The organism is Pseudomonas sp. VMV1, from assembly GCF_056790235.1.
Map to the genome: position 1 here is coordinate 149,388 of NZ_JBXGSE010000005.1, position 25,301 is coordinate 174,688.

21 protein-coding genes are annotated in these 25,301 nt (G+C 62.9%); 12 read left to right on the forward strand and 9 right to left on the reverse strand.

What is annotated here, in order from left to right:
* The first annotated feature begins 81 nt into the window (after nt 1-81).
* The 6 genes from ACUCV0_RS16905 (at nt 82) to mgrA (ending at nt 6,163) form a co-directional block, all read left to right on the forward strand.
* A complete protein-coding gene (locus ACUCV0_RS16905; protein WP_482213212.1) occupies nt 82-846 on the forward strand; it encodes a 5-oxoprolinase subunit PxpA in 765 nt (254 codons plus the stop codon).
* A 93-nt stretch (nt 847-939) separates the two neighbouring features.
* Entirely contained in the window at nt 940-1,191 is a 252-nt protein-coding gene (locus tag ACUCV0_RS16910) for an acetyl-CoA carboxylase (RefSeq protein ID WP_482213213.1), read from the forward strand.
* Entirely contained in the window at nt 1,188-2,561 is a 1,374-nt protein-coding gene (locus tag ACUCV0_RS16915) for an acetyl-CoA carboxylase biotin carboxylase subunit (protein WP_482213214.1), read from the forward strand. Before ACUCV0_RS16910 ends, ACUCV0_RS16915 begins: the two co-directional genes overlap by 4 nt.
* Nucleotides 2,558-3,430 (forward strand): 5-oxoprolinase subunit B family protein, encoded by an 873-nt coding sequence (locus ACUCV0_RS16920; protein ID WP_482213215.1) that lies wholly within the window; start codon nt 2,558-2,560, stop codon nt 3,428-3,430. Before ACUCV0_RS16915 ends, ACUCV0_RS16920 begins: the two co-directional genes overlap by 4 nt.
* Nucleotides 3,427-4,401, forward strand: coding sequence for a 5-oxoprolinase subunit C family protein (locus ACUCV0_RS16925; RefSeq protein ID WP_059314856.1), 975 nt, complete (start codon nt 3,427-3,429; stop codon nt 4,399-4,401). The genes ACUCV0_RS16920 and ACUCV0_RS16925 overlap by 4 nt, the downstream gene beginning before the upstream one ends.
* A gap of 724 nt (nt 4,402-5,125) precedes the next feature.
* Entirely contained in the window at nt 5,126-6,163 is a 1,038-nt protein-coding gene (gene mgrA / locus ACUCV0_RS16930) for an L-glyceraldehyde 3-phosphate reductase (protein WP_059314857.1), read from the forward strand.
* 93 nt (nt 6,164-6,256) lie between these two features.
* Here mgrA and ACUCV0_RS16935 read toward each other — a convergent pair whose 3' ends face one another.
* Complete coding sequence (locus ACUCV0_RS16935) at nt 6,257-7,162, reverse strand: AraC family transcriptional regulator (RefSeq protein ID WP_059314858.1); 906 nt, start codon at nt 7,160-7,162, stop codon at nt 6,257-6,259.
* 246 nt (nt 7,163-7,408) lie between these two features.
* On the opposite strand from ACUCV0_RS16935, the gene ACUCV0_RS16940 reads away from it, so the two are divergent.
* Both ACUCV0_RS16940 and ACUCV0_RS16945 read left to right on the forward strand, forming a co-directional pair.
* Nucleotides 7,409-8,716: an ABC transporter substrate-binding protein gene (locus ACUCV0_RS16940; RefSeq protein ID WP_323148113.1), complete on the forward strand. Its 1,308-nt coding sequence runs from the start codon at nt 7,409-7,411 to the stop codon at nt 8,714-8,716.
* A gap of 76 nt (nt 8,717-8,792) precedes the next feature.
* Nucleotides 8,793-9,566, forward strand: coding sequence for an L-iditol 2-dehydrogenase (locus tag ACUCV0_RS16945; protein ID WP_323148112.1), 774 nt, complete (start codon nt 8,793-8,795; stop codon nt 9,564-9,566).
* Nucleotides 9,567-9,577: 11 nt separating this feature from the next.
* On the opposite strand, the gene ACUCV0_RS16950 is transcribed toward ACUCV0_RS16945, so the two are convergent.
* The 5 genes from ACUCV0_RS16950 to ACUCV0_RS16970 form a co-directional block, all read right to left on the reverse strand.
* The gene (locus ACUCV0_RS16950) at nt 9,578-10,171 is read right to left on the reverse strand and encodes a DUF1349 domain-containing protein (protein WP_323148111.1); all 594 of its coding nucleotides are present in this window, start codon (nt 10,169-10,171) and stop codon (nt 9,578-9,580) included.
* An 84-nt stretch (nt 10,172-10,255) separates the two neighbouring features.
* On the reverse strand, nt 10,256-10,741 hold the full coding sequence (locus tag ACUCV0_RS16955) for a DUF2269 family protein (RefSeq protein ID WP_271654827.1): 486 nt from the start codon (nt 10,739-10,741) through the stop codon (nt 10,256-10,258).
* On the reverse strand, nt 10,738-11,838 hold the full coding sequence (locus ACUCV0_RS16960) for a saccharopine dehydrogenase family protein (protein WP_482213216.1): 1,101 nt from the start codon (nt 11,836-11,838) through the stop codon (nt 10,738-10,740). The genes ACUCV0_RS16955 and ACUCV0_RS16960 overlap by 4 nt, the downstream gene beginning before the upstream one ends.
* 643 nt (nt 11,839-12,481) lie before the next feature.
* Nucleotides 12,482-13,426, reverse strand: a complete 945-nt coding sequence (locus ACUCV0_RS16965; protein WP_482213217.1) for a DNA replication terminus site-binding protein — start codon at nt 13,424-13,426, stop codon at nt 12,482-12,484.
* A 96-nt stretch (nt 13,427-13,522) separates the two neighbouring features.
* Nucleotides 13,523-15,097 (reverse strand): alkaline phosphatase D family protein, encoded by a 1,575-nt coding sequence (locus ACUCV0_RS16970; protein ID WP_482213218.1) that lies wholly within the window; start codon nt 15,095-15,097, stop codon nt 13,523-13,525.
* Between the two features lie 203 nt (nt 15,098-15,300).
* On the opposite strand from ACUCV0_RS16970, the gene ACUCV0_RS16975 reads away from it, so the two are divergent.
* Together ACUCV0_RS16975 and ACUCV0_RS16980 are read left to right on the forward strand one after the other, a co-directional pair.
* Nucleotides 15,301-16,569: a 3-phosphoshikimate 1-carboxyvinyltransferase gene (locus tag ACUCV0_RS16975; protein ID WP_482213219.1), complete on the forward strand. Its 1,269-nt coding sequence runs from the start codon at nt 15,301-15,303 to the stop codon at nt 16,567-16,569.
* A 37-nt stretch (nt 16,570-16,606) separates the two neighbouring features.
* Nucleotides 16,607-19,678, forward strand: coding sequence for a hybrid sensor histidine kinase/response regulator (locus ACUCV0_RS16980; RefSeq protein ID WP_482213220.1), 3,072 nt, complete (start codon nt 16,607-16,609; stop codon nt 19,676-19,678).
* Here ACUCV0_RS16980 and ACUCV0_RS16985 read toward each other — a convergent pair.
* Nucleotides 19,638-20,555 carry a helix-turn-helix domain-containing protein gene (locus ACUCV0_RS16985; RefSeq protein WP_482213221.1) on the reverse strand — a complete coding sequence of 306 codons (918 nt, stop codon included), beginning with the start codon at nt 20,553-20,555 and terminating at the stop codon, nt 19,638-19,640. The two genes, ACUCV0_RS16980 and ACUCV0_RS16985, sit on opposite strands and share 41 nt — an antisense overlap.
* A gap of 114 nt (nt 20,556-20,669) precedes the next feature.
* Here ACUCV0_RS16985 and pobA point away from each other — a divergent pair, with 114 nt between their 5' ends.
* Both pobA and ACUCV0_RS16995 read left to right on the forward strand, forming a co-directional pair.
* Nucleotides 20,670-21,854 carry a 4-hydroxybenzoate 3-monooxygenase gene (gene pobA, locus ACUCV0_RS16990; protein WP_482213222.1) on the forward strand — a complete coding sequence of 395 codons (1,185 nt, stop codon included), beginning with the start codon at nt 20,670-20,672 and terminating at the stop codon, nt 21,852-21,854.
* A gap of 77 nt (nt 21,855-21,931) precedes the next feature.
* Nucleotides 21,932-22,708, forward strand: coding sequence for a TSUP family transporter (locus ACUCV0_RS16995; protein WP_271654835.1), 777 nt, complete (start codon nt 21,932-21,934; stop codon nt 22,706-22,708).
* On the opposite strand, the gene nudC is transcribed toward ACUCV0_RS16995, so the two are convergent.
* Together nudC and ACUCV0_RS17005 are read right to left on the reverse strand one after the other, a co-directional pair.
* A complete protein-coding gene (gene nudC / locus ACUCV0_RS17000) occupies nt 22,676-23,503 on the reverse strand; it encodes an NAD(+) diphosphatase (protein WP_482213223.1) in 828 nt (275 codons plus the stop codon). The genes ACUCV0_RS16995 and nudC overlap by 33 nt on opposite strands.
* A complete protein-coding gene (locus ACUCV0_RS17005; protein ID WP_482213224.1) occupies nt 23,500-25,188 on the reverse strand; it encodes a FimL-related protein in 1,689 nt (562 codons plus the stop codon). Before ACUCV0_RS17005 ends, nudC begins: the two co-directional genes overlap by 4 nt.
* Nucleotides 25,189-25,301 lie beyond the last annotated feature (113 nt).

The window sequence follows — 25,301 nt, forward strand, 5'->3', positions numbered from 1 at the left end:
GGCTTTGGATAATAAATCTTCCCAAGGGGGCAGGGCAGTCCTAAGGTCAAGGACAACGCACCGCTGCCAGGGAATACCGCAATGATCGAAGTGGATTTCAATTCCGACATGGGCGAGGGCTTCGGCGCCTGGACGCTGGGCGACGGGGTGGACGACCAACTGCTCGACCTGGTCAGCTCCGCCAACATCGCCACCGGCTTCCATGCCGGTGATCCCAGTCTCATGCAGCGCACCGTGCTACAGGCCAAGACGCGCCAGGTGGCCATCGGTGCCCATCCGGGCTATCGCGATCTGGTGGGCTTCGGTCGTCGTCCGTTGCAGATGCCCGCCGAAGAGTTGGTGGCCGACATCGTCTACCAGCTCGGCGCCCTGCGTGAATTCGCCCGGCTGCATGGCCTGCGGCTACAACACCTCAAGCCCCATGGCGCACTGTTCATGCACCTTGCGCGGGACGAAGTGGCCGCCCGGCTGCTGGTGGAGACGCTGCAGCGGCTGGAGCCCGAGCTGCTGCTCTATTGCCTGCCCAACTCAGCCACCTGGCGGGTCGGCCGTGAACTGGGGCAGCCGCTGGTGCGCGAGTTCTATGCCGACCGTGACTACGACGCCAGCGGCTCCATCGTCCTGGTGCGGCGCATGGGTGCTCTCGATCCCCAGGCGGTGGCAGACCGGGTACTGCGTGCCTGTCAGCAGGGCCGAGTCGCCACGGTGGAAGGGGGCGAGGTCGAGGTGGCCTTCGAATCCATCTGCCTGCACAGCGATACCCCTGGTGCGCTAGGCCTGGCCCAGGCCATTCGCCAGCGGCTGGACGCGGCCGGCATCGCCGTCCGCGCACCCAGCGCCGGCTAGTTCCGCGTTCGACACCGGCGCCTGAGACGCCGGGTCCTTCATCCATTGGCTACGCCTGCCTTTCCGACAACATCGCCTAGAAGAGGAATCGTCATGGCCGAACATTCGGTGCTTTCACCCCTGCCCGGGACGTTCTATCGCAAACCCACGCCCGATGCCGCGCCCTATGTGGATGTCGGCGAAACCGTCACCGCCGGCACCGTGATCGGTCTCGTCGAAGTGATGAAGCAATTCTCGGAGGTCCATGCCGAAGTCGATGGGACCCTGACGGCTTTCGCGGTCGAGGACGGTGATCCGGTCGAGCCGGGTCAGCTGGTGGCCACTCTGACCGGAGCGGCCTCGTGAGCTCGGCGGCAGGGAGGATCCGCCGTCTGCTGATCGCCAATCGTGGCGAGATCGCCGTGCGCATCCTGCGCGCCGCCAAGGCCCTGAACATCGAAACCGTACTGGCCTGCAGCGAGGCTGATCAGGATTCGCTGGCAGCTCGGCAGGCCGACGCCGTGGTGGTGATCGGCCCGGCGCGGGCGGATCGCAGTTACCTGAATATCGAGGCGCTGCTCGCTGCCCTGCGGGACAGTGGCGCCGATGCGGTCCATCCCGGCTACGGTTTTCTTGCCGAGAACGCCGCCTTCGCCGACGCGGTGGAGGAGGCGGGTGCCATCTTCGTCGGCCCTTCGGGCGACATCATCCGCCGCATGGGCGACAAGGCCGAGGCGCGACGGACCGCCTTGGCCGCTGGCGTCCCCGTGGTACCCGGCTCTGAAACCGAGCCGGTCGATATAGACGCCGCTGTGGTCGCCGCCGAGGCCGTGGGCTACCCCTTGCTGATCAAGGCTTCGGCAGGCGGAGGAGGCCGGGGCATTCGTCTGGCCCGGGATGCCAACGAGCTGGCCCGGGAATTTCCCATCGCCCAGCGCGAGGCCCAGAGCGCCTTTGGCAGCGGCGCCCTCTATCTGGAACGCTTCGTCGAGCGTGCCCGCCATATAGAGGTACAGATCCTGGGTGATGGTCAGCGCGCGGTGCATCTGTTCGAACGCGAATGTTCACTGCAGCGCCGTCGCCAGAAACTCATGGAGGAGGCGCCGTCACCGGTTCTGACCGCCGTGCAACGCGAAACCCTCTGTGCCAGTGCGGTACGGCTGACCGAAAGCCTTGGCTATCGCGGCGCAGGCACCCTGGAATACCTGTTCGATGAAGCCAGTGGCGAGTTCTACTTCATCGAGATGAACACCCGTATCCAGGTGGAGCACCCGATCAGCGAGATGGTCACCGGCATCGACCTGGTCCAGGCCATGCTGCGCATCGCCGCGGGCGAACCTCTGGCGCTGCGCCAGGAGGATATCTACCTGCAGGGTGCCGCCATCGAGCTGAGACTCAACGCCGAGGACCCGGCGCGCAATTTCTTTCCCAGTCCCGGGACGGTCGAGCGTCTCCAGTGGCCGCGTGGCGCGGGCATCCGCGTCGACAGTCATCTCTACGCAGGGTACCGGGTACCACCGTACTACGATTCGCTGCTGGCCAAGCTCATCGCCCATGGCGCCGACCGTCGCGAGGCGCTGGCCCGTGCGCGTCAGGCGTTGGACGAACTGCGCCTCACCGGCATGGCTACCACCGCAACCTTGCATCGACGCCTGCTGGACGAGCCCTGGGTGATTGAAGCCCGCTTCGATACCGGTACCCTGGAACACTGGCTGGCCGAGGAGATTCCCGCATGACGACCGATATCCGCTACAGCTTCGGCGGCGACGAGCACCTGTTCGTCGAAGTGTCCGACAGCATGTCCCTGGAAGCCTTTTTCCGCGGCCTGGCCATGACCCGCGCGGTGCAGGAGCTGCAGCTGCCAGGCATCCACGACATCTGCCTGGCCAACGCCTCCTTTCAGATCCGTTTCGATCCCGATGTGCTGCCGCCCGACCAGCTATTGGCGGCGGTCCAGGGTGTAGAGGCCCTGGCAGTAGCCGAGCGCCAACTGGCCACCCGCATGATCGAGATCCCGGTGCTCTACAACGATCCCTGGACCCACGACACGCTGATGCGCTTTCGCGATCGCCACCAGGATCCGTCCGCCACGGACTTGGAATATGCCGCCCGCATCAACGGCCTGGCCGATGTCGAGGCCTTTATCGCGGCCCACAGCGGCGCGCCCTGGTTCGTGTCCATGGTGGGCTTCGTGGCCGGACTGCCGTTCATGTTCCAGATGGTGGAGCGCGAGCGCCAGCTGCAGGTACCCAAATACCTGCGGCCACGTACCGATACACCCAAGCAGACCCTCGGTCACGGCGGCTGCTTCGGCTGCATCTATTCGGTACGCGGCGCTGGTGGCTACCAGATGTTCGGTGTGACGCCGGCGCCCATCTACGATCCAGCCCAACGTCTCGACTATCTGCAGGAGCACATGGTGTTCTTCCGGCCCGGCGACATCGTCCGCTTCCGCGCCATCGACCGGGCCGAATACGACCGGATGCTGGCCGAGGTAGAGGAGGGTAGCTTCACCCTGAATATCCGTCCGGTGGACTTTTCCCTGGACGCCTTTCTCGACGATCCCCGTGGCTATCCGCGCACCCTGATGGAGGAGCCGGCATGATCAAGGTACTCAAACCCGGCCTGGCCACCGCGATTCAGGATCTCGGTCGCGAAGGCTACTATCACCTGGGCATCCCGCCGTCTGGTGCCATGGACAGCTATGCCTTGCGCGTCGCCAATCTGCTGGTGGGTAATGCCGCCGGCGCTGCGGCATTGGAATGCACCTTGCTCGGACCGGAGCTGCAATTCGCCGAAGACGCCCTGGTGGCCTTGAGCGGCGCGCGTATGACGCCACGCCTGGACGGCGCCGAGATGCCCTTGGATGAGGCCTTCACCGTGCGAGCGGGTCAGGTGCTCAAGTTCGATTATCTCAAGGCCGGCGCCCGTGGCTATCTGGCGGTGGCCGGAGGCTTTGACGTGCCCGAGATGCTGGGCAGTCGCTCGACCTATACCTTGGGTGGGCTCGGTGGCTTCCAGGGTAGACGTCTCGCCGCAGGAGACGAACTGACTGTCGGAACCCCGACGACAGGCGCCAAGCCTGGAGCCCGGTTGCCAGGCGATCTGGTGCCGGCTTGCGGTGGCGAGGTGATCCTGCGTGTCGTGCCTGGTCTCTACCATCACCGCCTGACCGCGGACGCGGCCGAAGCTTTTTTCGCCGATACCTGGACAGTAGGCTCCGAAGCCGACCGCATCGGTTATCGCTTCAAGGGCGGCCGACCGCTGGAATTCACGCCACGCGAGCAGCCCTTTGGGGCCGGCTCGGATCCGTCCAACATCGTCGACAGCTGTTATCCCATTGGGTCGATCCAGGTACCGGCGGGCCTCGAACCCATCGTCCTGCATCGAGACGCCGTGTCGGGTGGCGGCTACGCCATGATTGGCACGGTCATCAGCAGTGACCTGGACCTGATCGGCCAGCTGCAGCCGAATCAGAAGGCACGCTTTGTCGCCGTAACGCTGGAAGATGCATTAGCGGCGCGTCGGGTTTACCAGGAACGTTTGCAGCGCCTGGAGCAGACCTTGGCAGGATGACTGGCGGCAAGCAGCCAGAACGCTCAGCGGTGAACTGAAAGATCCAGAAGACGCGGTCGGTAACCGGCACGTCTTCAGGATCGTCGCTGAACGATCTTGAGTAGAAAAGCTGAGCAGCGATGCGTGCGGGTGATACTGGATGCCGGCGGGAAATTGTTCTGCAGCTGTGTAGAGGTCCAGCGATTCTTCAGCGGCCTGACTAGCGAAGGCAACCTCGCAAGCCAAAGACGGTTTTGTTCGCACAGCGAAGATTCGTCACAAGCAGCAATCGCCGCAATGAAAAATCACGTTGATCGACAACGTGAGGGTAGGGAAGCCAAAGCCGAGACTGGTCTGGCAGTAAGGGAGAAAGGCAGTGGCTTAATGGATGGCAAAGGGCAGTGGCCAGCACCGTTCCATATCCAATTTAACATAATATACATTATGCGAAGTTGTGGTTATGGAGCGCTGCACCGAGTGTCGGCCTTTTCACGTTGGCTGCTTTCTTCCATTCCCTACGATCCGGCCATTTTGCCTGACATTGCGCCTCCAGGGATTCGGATCGCCGCTTGCCACACACCTGCACCGCAAATTCCGCAGCACTCATTTGTGCAAGACGTCGTCGGCCGCTTTAATCGGATAGCGTCTTTTTGCCGGACCTCGTTGCGGTTGTCGCGCCTCTGCTATGTCACCATGCGCGAACGTCCTGGGCTTCCAACAACTATTTCATCCCGAGGAGTTTTAAATGGCTTATCAAGCCGCATCCGATCGTTATGACCGTATTCCTTACCGCCGTGTCGGCCGCAGCGGTCTCGTGCTGCCGGCGCTGTCCCTGGGTCTGTGGCACAACTTTGGCGACACCACGCCGCTGGATCGCCAACGCGCCTTGCTGCGCACCGCCTTCGACCTGGGCATCAATCACTTCGACCTGGCCAACAATTACGGTCCGCCTTACGGCAGCGCCGAGATCAATTTCGGTCGGCTGCTGCGTGAAGACTTCGCCACCTACCGCGACGAGCTCATCATCTCCAGCAAGGCCGGCTGGGACATGTGGCCCGGCCCCTATGGCCAAGGTGGCGGCTCGCGCAAATACGTCCTGGCCAGTCTGGACCAGAGCCTCAAGCGCCTGGGGCTGGATTACGTCGACATCTTCTATTCCCACCGTTTCGACGAGCACACGCCGCTGGAGGAAACCGCCAGCGCCCTGGCCACGGCGGTCCAGCAAGGCAAGGCGCTCTATATCGGCATCAGCTCCTATTCGGGAACCAAGACCCGCGAAATGGCCAAGCTGCTGGCCGACTGGAAGATCCCGCTGCTGATTCATCAGCCGGCCTACAACCTGCTCAATCGCTGGATCGAAAAGGATCTGCTGGATGCGACCGAGGAAATCGGCAGTGGCGTAATCGCCTTCACGCCGCTGGCCCAGGGGCTGTTGACCGACAAGTACCTCAACGGCGTACCAGCGGAAGCCCGGGTCAACCAGCCCGGTGGCCAGTCACTGCAGCAAGGTCATCTGTCTGCCGAGAACCTGGCCCGGGTCCGTGCCCTGGATGCCATCGCCAAGCGCCGTGGCCAGAGCCTGGCGCAGCTGGCCCTGGCCTGGACCCTGCGCGATCCGCGCGTCACCAGTGCTCTGATCGGTGCCAGTCGGCCTGAGCAGATCGTGGAAAACGTGGCGGCTTTGGACAACCTGGCCTTTACCGCCGAGGAACTGGCCGAGATCGATACCCATGCGGTCGAAGGCGACATCAACCTCTGGGCGAAGCCGTCCAGCGCGGAATAAGCCGCTATCTGGCGTACCTGGCCGTTCGACGATCAGGTACGCCAGCGTCCAGCTTGAGACGCAACCACCCTCACCCGCCCTCGCCCATTCGGCTCACGGCTGGCGTCTGCTCCCGACCAGTGCCCGTCGATACTGGCTCGGCGTCTGTCCCATCTCGTTCCGGAAATGCCGGTTGAAGTTGGACAGATTGGCGTAACCCACCTCGAAGCAGATGGTCGCGATGGACAGCTCCGCCTGCAGCAGCAAACGACAGGCCCGCTGAATACGCAGCTTGCGCGCCAGTTCGATGAAGCCGTGGCCCGTGACCTTCTTGAAAAACCGCGAAAAGCCTGCCTCGCTCATGCCAACGCGCTTGGCGATCACCGGCAGCCGGATATCCTCGGTGAGTTCGCTCAGCAGATAGTCGAACGCCTGATGGACACGTGCGGAACTGCGGGCATCCAGGGCCGGTGCATAACAGGCACTCGCCAAGACCGACATCTCGCTGGTCGGCGCCTTGATCAGCAAGCCAAGCAAGGCGAAGAGCTTGAGCAGCCGCGCGGCGCCCTGTACCTGGCCGATCCCCTCGATCAGTTCGGCGGCCTGCCGGGCCGTGTCACCGCTGAACTCCAGGCCGCGCCTGGCCTGTTCCAGCAAAGGTAGATAGTCGCCAAGCTCGGGAGCCAAGGCGCTCAGCGAGCGCAACAGCTCGCCGTTGAACTGGATGACCACGTCACGACCGGTCAATATCTCACCGGGCGGCAGATCACCAATCCAATCGTGCGGTAGGTCAGGACCGATCATGGCCACGTGGCCGGCCGCGAACGGCCCAACATAGTCGCCGGCCAGTAGCCGTCCGCTACCCTGGCGGATCAGATGGATCTCGTATTCCGGATGGTGATTCCAGCGCGCCAAGGCATAGGGATAGTCGTGCTCGTACCAGCGAAAGCTCTGGTCGGGCGCGGACAGGATCACTTCCAGCTCTGCCGGCCGCGCTTCGAGGAAGGCGGAAGCCTTCACGGTGCCACCTCTGCTTGTTATGGGCCGTTCTACCCTGCCTGAGCCTATCGATGCTTTTTTGATCTGCGACACCTAGGCACTGCCGGTCAAAAAAGTATCGGCACCCGGTCAATGGCCAGTTAGCAAGGGCTTGGGTGCTGCTGTTGTAATCATCTCCAGCCGCCAGGTTGAAATCAAATTTCCATCGGCGACCCACGATGCATAACAACAACAAGCTGCCGTTGCGGCAGTCACGGAGAGAAAACAATGAAGCGCCCCTGCGCATTGCTGCTGTTGGCCGGTCTCGGATTGACCGGTGTCGCTCAGGCTGTCGAATCCGTAACCGTTGCCACCGTCAACAACAGCGACATGGTGCGCATGCAGCGTCTGTCACAGGTATTCGAAAAGCAGCATCCCGACATCAAGCTCAATTGGGTAGTGCTCGAAGAGAACGTGTTGCGGCAGCGGCTGACGACCGATATCACCACCGGCGGCGGCCAGTTCGATGTGCTGACCATCGGCACCTACGAAACACCGCTGTGGGGCGCCAAGAACTGGCTGGAGCCGCTCGACAACCTACCGGCCAGCTACGACGTCGAGGATATCTTCCCCGCAGTTCGTCAGGGTCTGTCGGTGAAGGACCACCTCTATGCCCTGCCATTCTATGGTGAAAGCACGGTCACCTATTACCGCAAGGACCTTTTCAAGGCGGCCGGGCTGCAGATGCCGGACAAGCCGACCTGGTCGCAACTCGCCGACTTCGCCAGCAAGCTCAACCAGCCAGACAAGGACCAGTACGGACTCTGCCTGAGGGGCAAGGCCGGCTGGGGTGAGAATGTCGCCCTGCTCAGCCTGATGGGTAACGCCTTCGGTGCGCGCTGGTTCGACGAGCAATGGCACCCCGAGCTGACCAGTCCGGAATGGACCGCGGCGGCCAATTTCTATGTCGAAAACATGAAGAAGTACGGCCCACCCGGGGCGTCCAGTAATGGCTTCAATGAAAACCTGGCGCTGTTCAACAGCGGCAAGTGCGCTCTTTGGGTGGATGCGAGCGTGGCCGGCTCCTTCACCACCGACAGGACCCAGAGCAAGGTAGCCGACCAGGTCGGCTTCGCCGCCTCGCCCCAGGAGGTAACAGACAAGGGATCTTCCTGGCTGTATGCCTGGTCGCTCGCGATTCCTGCCAGTGCCAAGCACAAGGAGGCTGCCAAGACCTTCATCACCTGGGCGACCTCCAAGGAATACATCCAGCTGGTGGCCGAGCAGGATGGCATCACCAATGTGCCGCCGGGCACTCGGCAGTCCACCTACAGCCAGGCTTACCTGACCGCTGCGCCTTTCGCCAAGATCACCCTGGACATGATGCAGCACGCTGATCCGGCCCATCCCTCGGCCAAGCCGGTGCCCTATGTCGGCATCCAGTACGTGACCATCCCCGAATTCCAGGCCATCGGCACCTCGGTCGGCAAGCTGTTCTCCGCGGCCCTCACCGGCCAGATGAGCGTCGAACAGGCCCTCAATGCCGCCCAGACTTCGACGACACGCGAGATGAAACGCGCGGGCTACTTCAAGTAACGCCCCTCTACCCAAGAGGCCGCCGCCCGCTGCACTAATGACTCGCGCGGCCGGCCTCGCTGATCGGAGCAAGATCATGAACAGACTGGAAGGAAAGAGCGCCCTCATCACCGGGGCCGCCCGCGGAATCGGCAAGGCCTTCGCCCAGGCCTACCTCAGGGAAGGCGCGACGGTAGCCATTGCCGATATCAATATCGAAAGAGCACGCGAGACCGCCGAAGAGCTGGGCGAAGGTGCCTATGCCCTGGCCATGGATGTCACTGACCAGGCCTCGATCGATACCGCCATCACCCAGGTGGTCGCCACTGCGGGCAAGCTCGACATCTTGGTCAACAACGCTGCCCTGTTCGATCTGGCCCCCATCGTCGAGATCTCCCGGGAAAGCTATGACCGGCTGTTCTCCATCAACGTGGCTGGTCCTCTCTTCACCCTGCAGGCCGCGGCCCGCCAGATGATCGCCCAGGGCCACGGTGGCAAGATCATCAACATGGCCAGCCAGGCGGGCCGCCGCGGCGAACCCCTGGTCGCCATCTATTGCGCGACCAAAGCCGCGGTGATCAGCCTTACCCAATCGGCTGGGCTCGATCTCATCAAGCACCGCATCAACGTCAATGCCATCGCTCCAGGGGTGGTCGATGGCGAACATTGGGAAGGCGTAGACGCCCTCTTCGCCCATTACGAACAGCGTCCGCTGGGCGAGAAGAAACGTCTGGTCGGCGAAGCCGTACCCTATGGCCGCATGGGAACCGCGGAAGACCTGGTCGGCATGGCGGTATTCCTGGCCTCCAGTGACAGCGACTTCATAGTCTCCCAGACCTATAACGTCGACGGTGGCAACTGGATGAGCTGATCGCCATGCGGTCAGCTCAGGTCGTGCAGTTCCTTGACGATCGCTGGCCCGATCTGGAGGTCGGCAAAGCTGACCTCCAGACCTTCACGCTGCGGCGAGCAGCAATAGGGGCCGACTTCCAGGGCCGCGCCCTCTCCGCTCGCGAACCGGCACAGCCGCAACAGCGGCCAGGCCACCCCGTCCAGGGAATACTGGATGCGCAGCACTTGCTCATGCAGCGTCATCCGCAGCCAGAAACCCCGGACGGCATCGGGCATCGGCCCGAGCGCCCAGTCGGAATGCCCCAAGGTCAGGACGCTACCCAGATGCGCGATGCCGTCGTTGATCTCGAGCCCCGTCTTGCACCAGCGCTCGCTCCCCTGCCTTACCATCAGGCCGGCCTGGTCGTACAGCTCGGTAAAGGTCCCGGTGATCCGTACCTGCGCCGTGAAATCCTCACCGGCCGTGAAGCCGCGGAAATGCCCACTGTCACGCTCGAAGCCGTATTGGGTCTTCTGCCAGAAGTCGGTCCCGCTATCGGTTCTTATGTGCAGCAGGCCATCCGTGTCGGACCAATGCGTCGGCTCGTTGAGCCATTGGGCAGGCAGGGTCTTCGTTGGGCTCATGGGGAGGCATCCGCAGCTGATGGGCTGCGAACACGATAGATCAAGGATGGGCGATGCGCCAAAGCCGGTCCCAAATGGGTGACGCTACAAGGTCAGCAACTGATGAGGATAGAGCTTGGTGACCATCATAAGCAGGATGATGAACATCCCCAGAAAGCCGGCTATACCCATCCAGAACCACCAGGCATAAGCTCGCTGGAAATCGGCGCCCAGCAATTCACCACGCTCAGTAGCCTGCCGGGCCAGCTTCAACATTCGGCCCTGCAACCAGAGCACCGGTAACCAGAGAGCTCCTACCGCGAAAAACAACACGAGCGAGGCGAATACCCAGCTGGCGAATGGTGACAACCCCATCAGGGTAACCAGCGCAATACCTGTACCCAGCTGCAGGAAGCCAGCCGGCGTGGTGATCCAGGTATCGAAGAACACCACCATACGCGCGACATGGGTGATGACCTGCGGTGTGCGGCTGCGTGTAGCTGCGATCAAATAGAGATAGGAACCCATGCCGAAGCCAAATAAAAACACCGCGGCCAGGATATGCAGGTACTTCAACAACAGGTAGGTCATCGCGACCACTCCGTGATCGTGATGAACGAAGGCCCTATCGCCTCAAGGTATTCTTGCAGGCCTATTTCTCCCACACAGACCCGAGCCCCTGATGTGGGCTGGTAGCCTGCGGCCATCTTGCGAGCCAGAGCAATGGCTGCACAGCATGGAATTTCGGGTCCCTTGTTGTGGGTGGCCAGCAACTCCCAACGGTAACTCGCCGGCTGATTGCCAAGCAAACCGCCCAATTCCAGAAAGAAGGCGCTCTTGCCAGTGCCGAACGTTTCGAACCGTTGCCCAAGGCGGTGCAACTGACCGGCAATCTCCCTCGGTCTGCTTACCAGTCCGCTCCGGACAGCCCGTGCCAACAGGTGGTTGGCCAGCGTACCCAGTGCCAGACCGGGACCAGCTTTGAAGCGGATGTCCCGCAGGCCATAACGTTCCGGGAAGACTGCCATGTCGGGTACATCCACATCCGCCACGAGGCGTCGACCTCGAATACCCCTTATAGGTACCCATTCCAGACCATACCAGCCTGGTACCTGCTCCAATCGTCCATTTCGCTGCTGCGGAATGGGACTCCCAGCGTAGCTGAGCACACCCTGGACCGTGGAAAGCCCAGGCATTTTGGCTGATGAGGTGATGCCGTAGCACAGCTCCTCTGGCCGAAAATCGCCAGCTGTTCTGGCCAGGTAGGCATCGATGACGGCTGCAGACAATGTAGGTACGGAACTGCAACCGCTAAGAATCGCTACCCCTCGGGCACGAGCGGCCTCATCGAGCTGGGTAATACCCGCGACGAATTCACGAGCGTCGGACAGATCGCAATAGTGTGCACCCTCTTTGATACAAGCCCTGGCGACCGCATAGCTCTGTCCCTGGAAAGGCCCCGCTGTATGAATGACAAGACCTATCTGAAAGGTTCGTAAGGCTTCAGCGAAGTTGGGGCTCAACGCATCACCCTGCCAGAATCTGGTGCCAAGCTCCTGAGCCAATACAGCCACCTGCGCCGCGCGCCCTGCCAGCGTGAGCTCGATTCCGTCCACTCGCGCCAGGCGACGGCTGATGATGGAACCGAAATTCCCATACGCGCCGACTACCATCACCTTCAGACTCACCAGAAGCCGTCCTCTCTCGATTCAAGATCTGCCACCAGCGGCCTGGCGACACCCTTTCTGGAGCATAGGTCAACAAGGTACGGAGTGTCGGATAAGGTCCGGTAGCAAGGCGCGACACTGGTCCTTGACCAGGGACTGTTCTGAAAGGCGCAACGTGGGATTTCGCCATAGGAGTCATAGCCGACTGGTTGCGGTGCGCTGTAAGCACCACTGAAATCGGCGCGAAGCTTTCTTGCAGGCATGAAAAAAGGGAGCCCTAGGGCTCCCTCATCCAAGTACGTCTGCTGTCCTCTTGTTTTTGTTGTCGGACGTCAACGTCATCGATCTTTAGTACGCCCCACCAGAGGTGGGAAGTGAACAGATTACTTTGGTCGCTCTGGAGCGTTCCAAAATGATCGGTTCGCGAGCCTTGGCCATCTTGTTTTTGTTGTGGGCTGTTAGCGGCGCATCTTGTTGTTCTTGTGCCAATAATAAAGCAGGCACTGTGCCAACATTTGTAAGTTGCTGAATTTACTGATTTTTATCAATTCAGCTCCAAAACGAAGCTAGCCCGGCCATAGGATTTCGTTACCTTTTCACTCGGAAATGAAGGATCTGGTTACGACATCTACCCGCCCGGTAACGCCATCGGTTTCCGGAATGGTCAGCGACTGTAGGTCGATCGCTTGAGCGTGGCTTCATTGTTGCGCTGGGCCAATGGCCGCTCCGGATTATCGGTCGGCAGGTACAACAGTCGTGTAGCCAGCACTTCGCGACGCGGCTTGATGTCGGGTCGCAGCGCCCCGCGCTGGGTGCGGTCGAAGTCCCGCAGATCGACGACCTGCATGCCATCCTGGGCCGGTACCACGAAGACCGGCAGGTTGGCGTGGATCATGGCGTCGTAACGGCTTTCCTCGCCGAACCAAAGCATCGCCCGAGGATGCGGGGCGATTTTCTTGTGCCGAACCAGGATGTCGTCGTCGGCCATGCGATTGAGCGTCTGGTGTTCCTGCCATTCCGGCGTGCGATCCAGGGCGATCCGCTCACGGTCGGCGCGTGCCATGGCCAGGGTCTTTAGCTGCTCCCGTACCTTGGCCACCTTCACCCGCTCTCCTCCCGCCGTATGACCGGCCCAGGTAAAGGTCAGCTGCCGCACCGGGTCGGGAAAGCCATGCACCTTGCGGATCAGCTGCTTGGTATTGAAAGCGCCACCCAAGGCCTTGCGCATGATTCGCGGCCGCGCTTCAGGAGCCAGTTCCAGTTCCAGGCGTGTCTGCTCGATCGCCTCGCTAAAGGCAGCCTTGCAGGTGTTGATGGCCAGGATCTCTTCCATCAAGGGCTCGGCCAAGGCGATATAACCTGGCAGACGACTGACGGTACCCGGCGCCTGCCCCGGTTGCAGATGGAACGCCAGCAAGGCATCGCGGGTGAGTTCCACGGCGGCGGCGCCCTCGAAAGACTCCGCCGCGATGTGGTCAGGCACACGCTGCTGCGCCAGCAAGGGCAATCGCCACGCCCGCGCGGCTATCACTTTACTGGGCCACCGCTCATTGAAGGTCTCGATACTTCGCTTGAGATCTTCGAACGCGCTCTTGATGTCTTCGTGCATAACCGACTCCAACCTGATAACTACCAGATTGTAGCATTTGCGCGAATTTACCCTCTTCCTTGATTACCCTGCGTAGGGTTTCGATAACTAAATTGCTTATATAGGGGTGGTATTACTTGGCACGGGATGGAGCTGCTGGGTGAATTGGGAGCGTCCATCCTGATCACGCAAGGTGACGGTCAGAACAGCGGATTCGCCCTCGATCTCCACTTCGCCAAAGAACTGAAAGCCTCCCAGGGGGGATGTATTGGCCTGAGGCGGCGCTTTCTGGAAAACGACCTCGGGGCCGAAGGTGGCATCCAGTGGATTGGGGCCGAAGCTACCCGCATTGAGCGGTCCTGCCACGAATTCCCAGAAAGGCTCGAATTCCTGGAAGGCAGCCCCGTTGGGGTGATAGTGGTGAGCGGCGCAGTAATGCACGTCCGCGGTCAGCCAGACGGTATTGCGGATCTTCTGGCGAGAGATGAAGCGGAGCAAGTCAGCCATTTCCAGCTCCCGCCCCTTGGGTGCACCGGGATCGCCATTGGCGATGGCTTCCCAGCGCGCCTGACCCTGCACATCCTTGCCGTCCGGGACCTGCAGGCCGATGGGCATATCAGCGGCGATGATCTTCCAGGTCGCGGTGGACCCTTGCAGCTCCTTCTTGAGCCACTCCAGTTGCTCAGCCCCTAGGAAAGCACCAGGACCGCCCTCCTCGCTGCCCAGGTTGCTGTCATTACCCGCGCGATAGCTACGCATATCCAGGACGAACACGTCCAAGAGCGGGCCGTAGGCGATCTTGCGGTAGATGCGCCCTGCCCCGTCGGCCGACACGCCATGCATGGGCGCGTACTCCAGAAACGCCTGACGTGCCCGACCGCTCAGGACCTTGATGTCCTTGACCTGGTAGCGATCGTCCAGCGTCTTGCTTGGCGACCAGTTGTTGGTGGTCTCGTGATCGTCCCATTGCCACACCTGCGGGACTTCGGCATTGAATCGCTTCAGATGGGTATCCATCAGGTTATAGCGATAGTTGCCGCGGAATTCGTCCAGCGTTTCCGCCACCTTGCTCTTGGCTTCTGTGGTGATATTGCGCCAGATGCGCCCTTCTTCAACCGTCAGCTGTGCTGGTACGGGGCCGTCCGCATAGATGGTGTCGCCGCTGTGCAGGAAGAAATCCGGACGCCGCTCGCGCATGGCGCTATAGATACGCATGCCGCCGATGTCGGGGTTGATGCCAAAGCCCTGCCCCACGGTGTCGCCACCCCAGACGAAACGAATATCGCGGCGTTGAGTGGGTGCCGAACGTAGGTGGCCGGCAATGGGCTCGCTGAGGGCACCGGTATCCAGATCCTCGAAGCGGACGCGGTAGAAGATCTGCTGATCAGCCGGCAGCCCCGCCAGATCGACGCGGGCGGTGTAGTCCTGGGCCGCCGTGGTGACCGGCCCCGCCGCTTTGTGCGCCGAGCGAAAGCTCGCCTGGGTATCCCACTCCACCAGCAGCCGTGCCGGCCGATCCGTGCGACTCCAGATGAGGGCACGGCCGTCCATGACATCTCCGGCCTGAATCCCATCGGTTATGGCTGGTCGCCCTGCAGGCGCTGCCCAGGTACGAGCCCCGAAGGCAGGTAGCAATAACGTAGCGCCTAGTCCCTGCAGGACACGACGACGGTCAGGACGAACAAGAGACATGGCAGCAACCTCTGGTAGAAAGCTGCTAGCACTACCCTGCCTTGATTACCTGTTTGTGACAGGGAAGGTTCAGGGATAATAGGTGTTTGCATATAGGGGTGGTATTAATATCAGATGCTTGGGGTTGCATGCCCTGAAATGGCATCATGGCGCCCCTGTTGCGGCCCGCCGCCATGGCTGTCGCGAAGTTGCTTGGAGCCCCCATGTCCGCCAGACCCTACATCGTTGTCACCCCTACCAAATCCGCGCTGCACGGACGAATCGCCCCTCCCGGCTCCAAGTCCATCACCAACCGGGCGCTCTTGCTGGCGGCCTTGGCCAAGGGCACTAGCCGCCTGACCGGCGCGCTCAAGAGTGACGATACCCGGCACATGTCCGAGGCGTTGCGATTGATGGGGGTGACCATCGATGAACCGGACGCCACTACCTTCGTGGTGACCAGTAGCGGGCGCCTGCAGCAGCCGACGCAACCCCTGTTCCTGGGTAACGCTGGCACCGCGGTCCGCTTCCTGACCGCGGCGGTCGCCACCATCGATGGCACCGTCACCCTGACGGGCGACGCCTACATGCAGAAGCGCCCTCTCGCGCCCCTGCTGGACACCTTGAGTGCCAACGGCATCCAGGTGGCAGCCCCGACGGGCTGCCCTCCCGTGACGGTCACTGGCCAAGGGCGTCTCACGGCGCGCCGCTTCGAGGTGGATGCCGGCCTCTCCAGCCAATACGTCTCCGCGCTGCTGATGCTGGCAGCGCTGGGTGAAGCGCCCGTGGAGGTTGCCCTGCTCGGCAGCGATATCGGCGCCCGTGGCTACATCGATCTCACCGTGGCGGCCATGCACGCCTTTGGTGCCGAGGTCGAGCAACTGAACGCCGCGACCTGGCGGGTGGCACCGACCGGCTACGTCGCCCGGGATTATTTCATCGAGCCGGACGCCTCTGCCGCTACCTATCTATGGGCGGCGCAGGCCTTGACCGGTGGCACCATCGACCTGGGCGTGGCCGACGCTGCCTTTACCCAGCCAGACGCCAAGGCCCGCGAGTACATCGCGGCCTTCCCGCGGCTGCCAGCGGTCATCGACGGTTCGCAGATGCAGGACGCCATCCCTACCCTGGCAGTACTAGCAGCTTTCAACGAAACCCCGGTGCGTTTCGTGGGCCTGGCCAACCTGCGCGTCAAGGAGTGCGATCGCGTGGCCGCGCTGCACGATGGCCTGAACGCCATCCGTCCCGGTCTCGCCCAGGTGGAAGGTAATGACTTGCTGGTAGCCGCGGATCCCACCTTGGCCGGCAGCCAGGTCGAGGCCGTGATCGAAACCCACGCCGACCACCGCATCGCCATGTGCTTCGCCCTGGCCGGACTCAAGGTGGCGGGCATTCGTATTCTGGATCCCGAATGCGTGGGCAAGACCTATCCTGAGTACTGGAATGCCCTACGCAGTCTGAACGTCCAGCTGAGCGAGGGTATCGAAGCCTAATAACCCGCATTGCGCGCTCGCTGAACGGAACCCCAGCATGTCGATCACTTCGCTCGAACAGCAGGCACTCTTGCAGCTGACGTCCCATGCCCTGGTCATCACCGACCGCGATGGGCGTATCGAGCGTTGGAACCGGGGAGCGGAGCTCCTGTGCGGCTGGCCAGCTGCGCAGGCACAGGGGCAGCTCCTGCTCGAACTGCTGACGGCTGGCCAGGACAGCGCCTTCCTGGCGACCGCCCAGCATCAGTCGCTGGTCGATGACCACGGTCGCGGTGCAGGCTGGATCGCCGTTCAGGGCAGCGCCTCCCGTTGGGTGGAAGTCGCCACGACGGCACTGAGAAGCGCTGACGCGGTACTCGGCTTCGCCCATGTCCTGCAGGATCGAACCGATCAGCTGGTGTCCGAGGAGCGCGTGCGCCTGGCCCAGGAGGTCGGGCGCGTCGGCACCTTCGAGTTGCTGCCGGATGAAGCCCGCCTGCTCGTGTCTTCCGGCTTCTGCCAGCTGTGGGGGCTGCCGGAGCGACGCAGCTATGGCCTGGATGAGTTGATCAGGCAGTTGCATCCCAATGACATCGGCAGTCTGCGTACCCTGACCGCGACGCCCGCTGACGACGCCCTCGACTATCTCGAATACCGTATTCGTCGGGCCGATACCGGTGAGGAACGCTGGCTGGGCCGCCGTGGCCAGTTGATGAACAGTCAGGGCGGTGGGCGCTACCTGGGCGTCTGCTACGACATCACCGAGCGCAAGCGCGATGAGGCGGCCATTACCGAACGGGATGTCTGGCTGCAGGAGCTTTACCACGGCATGCGCGAGGGGTTCTATACCGCCCAGGCGATCCGGGATGCCAATGGCCTCATGGAAGACTTCCGCTTCCTGGAGGTCAATCCGATCTTCGCCACCCTGACCGGCATCCCGCTGGACCAGGTACTGGGCAGGACGCTGCGCCAGTCGCTGCCGCAACTGGAAGCCGATCTGCTGCCCGCCTACATCGATTTCATGAACTCCGACGCCGAGTTCACCCAGTTCGACATCCTGTTGCATCTGCAACACGAGCACTGGTACGAAGTACGCGCCCACAAGCTGCCGGGCGATCGCTTCGCGGTGCTATTCATCGACATCAGCGGCCACCGCCGCCAAGCCCAGGAACTGGCCCGCAACGAGGCGCAGCTGCGCGCCATCATCAACTCCATCGACCAGATGGTGTGGGCCACCCGGCCCGATGGCCATCACTTCTACTTCAACGATCGCTGGTATGAATTCACCGGGGTGCCCGAAGGCTCCACGGAAGGCGAAGGCTGGGCCAACGTCTTCCATCCCGATGACCAGGAGCGCACCTGGAAGGTGTGGCACCACAGCCTCAGCACGGGCGAGCCCTACCACATCGAATACCGCCTGCGGCATCGTTCGGGTCGCTACCGCTGGGTACTTGGCCGGGCGCAACCCGTACGTGACGCCAAGGGCCGCATCGAGCAATGGTTCGGCACCTGCACCGATATCCAGAGCATCGTCGATGCGCGGGAGGTCCTGACCCGCTCGCGCAAGGAGCTCGAACACCAGATCGAACTGCGGACCCGCGAGCGCGACCGGATGTGGCGCATCAGCCACGATCTCATGGTGATCTGCCGGGCCGACGGCGAGGTGAAGACCGTCAACAGCGCGGCCACTCGTCTATTGGGACGACGCGAGACGGACCTGGCCAGCGTTCAGTTGGCCGAATTGATTCACCCCGACGATCAGCGCCAGGTGTTCGATACCCTGAGCTGCCTGGGGCGCCAGCAGGGCTCCGCGAGCCTGAGGGCACGGCTGCGAGGGCGCGACGGCAGTTACCGGGTGCTCGACTGGACGGCCACAGCCGAGGATGACCTCATCTATGCCGTGGGCCGGGATGTCACCGAGCAGCAGGAACTGCAGGAGCAGCTGCGCCAGGCGCAAAAGATGGAAGCGGTCGGTCAGCTCACCGGCGGTATCGCCCATGATTTCAACAACCTGTTGACCGGCATCATGGGCAGCATCGACATGCTGCAGCGCCACCACAAGGCCGGGCGCCAGGACAAGTTCGATCAATACCTACACTCGGCGTTGAGCTCCGCCCAGCGCGCGGCAGCTCTCACCCAGCGCCTGCTCGCCTTCTCCCGGCGCCAGGCGCTCGATCTGCAGCCCATTCACGTGAACGATAGCGTCAGGTCCATGGAGGAGCTGCTGCTGCGCAGTCTGCGCGGTGATATCGTCCTGGTGCTCGATCTGAACGAGGATCTCTGGCAGGCCTTGACGGACGGGCACCAGCTGGAGAGCGCCCTGCTCAACCTGGTCATCAACGCTCGCGATGCCCTGCCCCACGGCGGGACCATCCGCATCGAAACGCGTAATGTCTACCTTGCCGAGAGTGGCAATGGCCTGGATGCGGTGAGTGCCGGTGACTACGTGGCGCTGCTGGTCACCGACGACGGCACCGGGATGCCGCCCGAGGTCGTGGCGCGCGCCTTCGATCCCTTCTTCACCACCAAACCCATCGGCCAGGGCACCGGCCTGGGCCTGTCCATGATCTACGGCTATGCCAAGCAGTCCAAAGGGCACGTCCGTCTTGATTCCGTACCCGGCAAGGGCACGATCGTAGGCCTGTATCTGCCCCGCTACCTGGGGGCCGACGTCGAGCCACCCCAGGTGGCCATCCCTGCCCCTACCCCCAGCGGCGCCGGCAAGACCGTTCTGGTGGTGGAGGACGAGCCCGTCGTGCGGCAGATGGTCGTGGATCTGCTACGGGAACTGGGCTACGCCACCCTGCAGGCCGAGGATGCCCGCGCCGCCCTGCCCCTGCTGGAAAGCCAGCGTCCGATCGACCTCTTGCTCTCCGATGTCGGCCTGCCCGGCATGAACGGGCGCCAGTTGGCCGAGATCGCACGCCAGCGCCGCCCCGGGCTCAGGGTGCTCTTCGCCACCGGGTATGCCGAGGGCGCTCATCTGGAAGGCTATCTCGACCCGGGCATGACCCTGATCACCAAGCCCTTCAACCTGGATGCCCTGGCGCTTCGCGTCGGCGAAACCCTGGCCGCGGACAGCGACGGCCTCAGCGCCGCAATTCCTCGCCCGCAAGACGTCGATAGCTGAGCGGACTCTGCCCGGTGCCGCGGCGAAAGAAGCGCGAGAAATAGGCCGGGTCGGCGAAGCCGAGCAGATCGGCTACCTCCGCTACCGATGCCTGGGTATAGGTCAGCCTGCGCCGTGCTTCCAGCAACAGGCGCTGGTGCACGATGGCCAGGGCCGAGGCACCCGCCAGCTGCCGGCACAGACTGTTCAGATGCACGCCCGAGATACCGAGCGCCGCCGCATAGCGGCCGAGACTCCACTGCTCGCGATAATGCTGCTCCACCAGCGCCAGGAAGCGACCCAGGTGCTGTTCGGCGCGGCGTGGCAAGGCCACCTCCTGCTCATGTCGATGTTGCCGAATGAGCCAGATCGCCAGGCTGTCGAGCAGGGCTTCGAGCAGCACTTCGCGTCCAGGCCGGCGCCCTTCGTATTCCGCGACGAGCTGACCGACGAGCTGGTCGATCCACAGGGCGTCGGCCTTGGCCAGCACCAGGCGCTCTGCCTTGACGAACAGGCCCTGTCCGGCTCTCTGGCAGCGTTGCTTCAGGCGCTCCAGCTGCGGGACCGGCAAGGTGATCACGAATCCTTCGACCGCTGGATCGAAGGCGAAGGCGTGCACGCACAGCAGGGGTAGCACCACCAGCAAGGGCCCGGACAGCTCGCCGTGCCAATCCTCCAGCTGCAATCGCACCCTGCCCCGGCGTACATAGAGCAACTGGGCCAGATCCGCGTGCCTATGGCTCTCGATGCACCAGCCATGCAGCCGACTTCGACTCTCGATCGTCTCGCAGTGCAGCAGATCCGGTGCCGGCCAGGCCTGAGCCTCGCCGTACAGCTTGAAAATGGGTGGATAGGCGTCGTTCACCGTCAGCCCCTGGGCGATAGCCGCACGAATCATTGGAAAGTACCAGAAAGTCAGCACGAACCGCCTGTCGATACTCGAAAAAATCGTTCAAAAATACCGGAGTCATACAAGAAGACGGCGATTACGCCAGATAAGAGGACCTGCTTCATGCATACCCAAGTCGTCATCATCGGCGCCGGCCCATCGGGCCTGCTGCTCGGCCAGCTGCTCACCCGCTCCGGGATCGATAACGTCATCGTCGAGCGCCAGACCGCGGACCATGTCCTCAGCCGCATCCGCGCCGGGGTACTCGAGCAGGGTACGGTGGATCTGCTGCGCCAGGCAGGTGTCAGCGAACGGCTGGAACAGGAGGGGCAGGTGCATGAGGGGGTGGAATTCGCCATCCATGGCCAGCGCGAGCGACTGGACCTAAACGATCTGCTCGGCGGTCGCTGCGTCACCGTCTATGGCCAGACGGAGGTGACCCGTGACCTGATGGCCGCCCGGGTGGCCAGCGGCGCTCCTACCCTCTACCAGGCCAGCGAGGTTCAACTCCACGAGGTCAAGGGTCAACGGCCCTCTGTTACCTGCCAGGTCGCGGGCGACGCCCTGAGGATCGACTGCGACTACATCGCCGGCTGCGACGGCTTCCACGGCGTCTCGCGCCGCACCATTCCAGAAGGTGTGCTCACCGAGTACGAGCGGGTCTACCCCTTCGGCTGGCTGGGGCTGCTGAGCGATACCCCGCCGGCCAGCGAGGAACTCATCTACGTCAATCATCCCCGCGGCTTTGCCCTCTGCAGCATGAGATCCGCAACGCGCAGTCGCTATTATCTGCAGGTGGATGCCAGCGATTCGGTGGAGAACTGGTCGGACGAGCGCTTCTGGACAGAACTCAAGGCACGGCTTCCCGCCGAGACGGCCGCTCAACTGGTGACCGGACCCTCCCTGGAAAAGAGCATCGCCCCGCTCCGCAGCTACGTGGTCGAACCGATGCAGTATGGCCGGCTGTTCCTGGTCGGCGACGCGGCTCATATCGTGCCGCCCACCGGCGCCAAGGGACTCAACCTGGCCCTGGGCGACGTGCGCAATCTGCATCTGCTGCTGGAGCGGGCCTATCACCACGGCGACGCCAGCTTTCTCGAGCGCTACTCCGAACTTTGTCTCAAGCGCGTCTGGGCCGCGGTCCGTTTTTCCTGGTGGATGACCACGGCGCTGCATCGCTTTCCCGATACCGATGCCTTCACCCAGCGGGTGCAGGATGCCGAGGTGCGTGCGCTGCTGGACTCCAGAGCCGGTCGCACTACCCTCGCGGAGAACTACGTCGGCCTGCCCTTTCCGGACTTGGATTGATCGAGCGGGCAGACAGGTGGTGAGCGGCGCCCGTCTGATGCATGATGGCGCCCCCGTTCCACCTGGCGCCCGCTCCCATGTTCGAATTCGCCCTGGACCCCATGACCCTGACGCTGCTTGCCGGGGTCGCCTTCCTGGCTGGTTACATCGATGCCATCGCCGGCGGTGGAGGTTTGCTTACGGTTCCTGCGCTGCTGATGGCAGGCATCCCGCCCCATCTGGCCATCGGCACCAACAAGCTCAGCTCCACCTTTGGCAGCGCCACCGCCGCCTATACCTTCTATCGCCGCAAGCTGTTCCAGCCCCGCCAGTGGCGACATGCGCTGGTGGCAACCGCAGTGGGCGCGGGCATCGGAGCGTTGGTGGCTCACCATTTGTCCGCGGAATTCCTCAATCAGCTGCTGCCGGTGGTGGTTTTCAGCTGCGCGCTCTATCTGCTGTTTGGCGGCACGCCCAAGGCGCCAGTGCTGAGCGATGCGCCCGTGCCGCAACGGCGGCAGTGGCCCCAGGGCCTGACGCTCGGGGCATACGATGGCATGTTCGGTCCCGGGACCGGCGCCTTCTGGACCGTCAGCAGCCTGTTGCTGTATCCCCTGGATCTACTCAAGGCCAGCGGCGTGGCACGCACCATGAATTTCGTCAGCAACGGCGTGGCGCTGGTGATGTTCATCGCTCTCGGTCAGGTGATCTGGGTACTGGGGCTGACCATGGGATTATCGCTGACCCTGGGTGCCTATCTGGGCGCACGCAGCGCCATCGCTGGCGGTGCCAAGTTCATTCGCCCGGTATTCATCTGCGTGGTGCTGGCGCTGACCGTCAAGCTAATCTGGCAGCACTGGTTTGGTCCCGCCTAGGCGTTCGACCCGATAGAGATCGATCAGATAGCGGGAGATTGAGAACGGCGGCGGTAGCGTCGGCAGCTCGTTCAGGTGGAACCAGCGGGCATCTTCGATCTCTTCCGGCTGGCAGCGGATATCACCATCCAGGTAATCGACGTGGTACCCCAGCATCAGCGAGTGCGGATAGGGCCAGTTCTGACTACCTTGGTAGCGCAGGTTGCCTACCGTGACACCCACCTCTTCCATGATCTCCCGGTGCACGCAGGCTTCCGCGGACTCCCCCGGCTCGACGAAACCCGCCAGGGTACTGAAGACCCCTGGCGCGAAGCGCGGCGATCGTGCCAGCAGGACCTCGTCACCCCGGGTGATCAGGGCGATCATGCTCGGGGATAACCGCGGATACTGAGTCAGCTGGCAATTCGGGCATTTCAAGCCACGCTGCCCATCCAGCGCGAAGGTGCCTGCGCCGCACTGACCGCAAAAGCGGTGCTGGCGTGCCCAGGTACCGATCTGATTGGCATAGCCCAGGAGCTTGAACAGCGCATGGGGCGATTGCAGCATCAGGGGCCGCAGGGGCTGCCAGGCACAGCCCTCGATGTCCGGTGGCGAATCCAGTTCGAGCAAGGTGACGGGCTGATCCTGCCAGAGCCCCAAGCCATGACGATCACCAGCAAGGCCCTGGACGTGCGGATCGTCCGTGGCGAAGAGCACGTCCGTGCCCTGGGAGAGAAAGGACTGACCGCTATGGACGACCACCCAGCCGGTCGCGGGCTGGGCGGTCTGGAACCAACCGGGCTGCCAGGCCATCATGCGGCAGCCGAGGTCCAACCCAGGGCGCGAATGCTCTGTGCCGCGATGTCGAGGATTTCCGGCGTACCGTCCTGGCCCTCGGTACCGCCACTCTCGACAAAGAACTCGATGCTGCTGAGAGCGTCGGCCAATACTTCCAGGGTGGCCGGCTCACAGGCCTGGCCGCCTTCGATCAGGCAGCGCTGGATATAGCCGGTACAGGCCCGTACCAGTTCAGCGGCACGTGGATTGCCCAGGAAGAACAACGCCCCCCGTACGGTATCGAGCAGCGCGGGGACCGTGGCCAGGTGCAGAGCATCGCCACGGGAGTCGAGGAAGGCGCCGATCGCGCGCTTGGCATCTGTCAGGCCCTTGTAGGCTTCACGGTGCAGCAACGCCTGGGCTTCGCCGAGCTGATAGTGGGCGACACTGACCTGGACATCGTCGGCTTCCAGGGGAACGTCGATCAGGGAACCCTGCCCTTCGGGATGAGCCACCAGGCTTTCCACGAGCAGCAAGGCGTCGGCCAGGGGGCTGAGATCTTCGAGTACGAAGGTCTTTTCCCGGAGCTGGGAGATGCTCGGCAGGCACTGCTGCAACACCTGCCCGGCATTCTCCTGGCCAACCATCTCCAGCGTCTTGCCAAGCAGGCCGACCTGGACATACAGCCGGGAGACATTGTCGGACAGCGGCGCACGATGCTGCGCGGCGGCGTTGCGCACCTCGCTCTCGATGAGATCGATCAGGTCCTTGACCGTCTCCAGCTCTTCGCGAATGGCTGCGGACAGCGAATGCATGACCGCATGACCGGGACCGGCCAGACGCTTCTTGCCCGCTTCGAGCTGGCTATCGGTGAAACCGAGACGCTCTATGCTGTAGGCGTTCATGACTTCCTGCTGGTGGGCGCTATCGGCCCCTGCCAGCGCCAGCAGGTAGAGAAGTTCCTTGAGGGTGCTGCGCGCAGGCTCATGCAGATCATTGCCCAGCATCTGGCGCAACTCGCGGTCGACACGGGCGAACAGCTGCTTGCGTTCGCGGGTGGCGGTCAGGCGACCTTGGGCGAACCCCTCGACCGTGGCGGCCGCGACCCAGGGCAGATAGCCGCCAACATGATCGTGCAGCAGTGCAGCGGATCGTTCCAGGGCGCGCGCCATGAGTCTGAGACTGGCCACGGCATTGACGTCACGAAGGAATCCCAGCAGGCCGATCTGGTACATCTGCCGCATCCGGCGAGCCTGGGCCTGGCGTTCACGCATGCCGAGTCGGGTGGTCTCGCTGATCAGCGGGCGCTGATCGAGACGAACGCTGAAAAAATAGCTTTCCGAAAGCTCGGGCTCGCCCCCGGCAAGGCGCAGGGCGTTGATCGCGGGCAGCAGCAGTTCGGGCATCTCGTCCTGGCCGCTGCGCAACTGTTCCAGGTACCGGCGCAGTACATGCAGCCCCCGACAGATCGACATCAGGTGTTCGTCGTGTTCGGGACCAGCGCCGGCGGGGATGTCATTGGCGATCTGCAGCGTTTCGTGGGCGAGCAGTTGGGCACCCGCCAGTTCGATGAGCGTCAAGGCGCCTCGAATCTGGCCGATACTCTCGACCGCGCGCTGCAACAGACTGCTGCAGTGCCGCTCGACAATGAAACGTTCAAGATGAGACTCAGCTTCCTCGATGGTCGCGAACAGCTGTTCGCGGACCAAGCTCAAAGCTCTCACTCCGGTCACCATGGTGCCTTACGCCTCCTGCGCCAATACAACCTCGCAAACGCCACTCTAAAACGGGAAGAAAGATTTGCTGTTTCCGATGAAGCCTAGGTGCCCGCGTCTTC

What these genes read in the sequence shown, in the direction of transcription:
- ACUCV0_RS16965 (WP_482213217.1), bottom strand. Translation starts at nt 13,426, where the DNA reads ATGCACGAAGACATCAAGAGCGCGTTCGAAGATCTCAAGCGAAGTATC.
- ACUCV0_RS16910 (WP_482213213.1), top strand. Translation starts at nt 940, where the DNA reads ATGGCCGAACATTCGGTGCTTTCACCCCTGCCCGGGACGTTCTATCGC.
- ACUCV0_RS16940 (WP_323148113.1), top strand. Translation starts at nt 7,409, where the DNA reads ATGAAGCGCCCCTGCGCATTGCTGCTGTTGGCCGGTCTCGGATTGACC.
- ACUCV0_RS16905 (WP_482213212.1), top strand. Translation starts at nt 82, where the DNA reads ATGATCGAAGTGGATTTCAATTCCGACATGGGCGAGGGCTTCGGCGCC.
- ACUCV0_RS16970 (WP_482213218.1), bottom strand. Translation starts at nt 15,097, where the DNA reads ATGTCTCTTGTTCGTCCTGACCGTCGTCGTGTCCTGCAGGGACTAGGC.
- ACUCV0_RS16925 (WP_059314856.1), top strand. Translation starts at nt 3,427, where the DNA reads ATGATCAAGGTACTCAAACCCGGCCTGGCCACCGCGATTCAGGATCTC.
- ACUCV0_RS16985 (WP_482213221.1), bottom strand. Translation starts at nt 20,555, where the DNA reads ATGATTCGTGCGGCTATCGCCCAGGGGCTGACGGTGAACGACGCCTAT.
- pobA (WP_482213222.1), top strand. Translation starts at nt 20,670, where the DNA reads ATGCATACCCAAGTCGTCATCATCGGCGCCGGCCCATCGGGCCTGCTG.
- ACUCV0_RS16980 (WP_482213220.1), top strand. Translation starts at nt 16,607, where the DNA reads ATGTCGATCACTTCGCTCGAACAGCAGGCACTCTTGCAGCTGACGTCC.
- ACUCV0_RS16995 (WP_271654835.1), top strand. Translation starts at nt 21,932, where the DNA reads ATGTTCGAATTCGCCCTGGACCCCATGACCCTGACGCTGCTTGCCGGG.
- ACUCV0_RS16950 (WP_323148111.1), bottom strand. Translation starts at nt 10,171, where the DNA reads ATGAGCCCAACGAAGACCCTGCCTGCCCAATGGCTCAACGAGCCGACG.
- ACUCV0_RS16975 (WP_482213219.1), top strand. Translation starts at nt 15,301, where the DNA reads ATGTCCGCCAGACCCTACATCGTTGTCACCCCTACCAAATCCGCGCTG.
- ACUCV0_RS16945 (WP_323148112.1), top strand. Translation starts at nt 8,793, where the DNA reads ATGAACAGACTGGAAGGAAAGAGCGCCCTCATCACCGGGGCCGCCCGC.
- nudC (WP_482213223.1), bottom strand. Translation starts at nt 23,503, where the DNA reads ATGATGGCCTGGCAGCCCGGTTGGTTCCAGACCGCCCAGCCCGCGACC.
- ACUCV0_RS16920 (WP_482213215.1), top strand. Translation starts at nt 2,558, where the DNA reads ATGACGACCGATATCCGCTACAGCTTCGGCGGCGACGAGCACCTGTTC.
- ACUCV0_RS16955 (WP_271654827.1), bottom strand. Translation starts at nt 10,741, where the DNA reads ATGACCTACCTGTTGTTGAAGTACCTGCATATCCTGGCCGCGGTGTTT.
- mgrA (WP_059314857.1), top strand. Translation starts at nt 5,126, where the DNA reads ATGGCTTATCAAGCCGCATCCGATCGTTATGACCGTATTCCTTACCGC.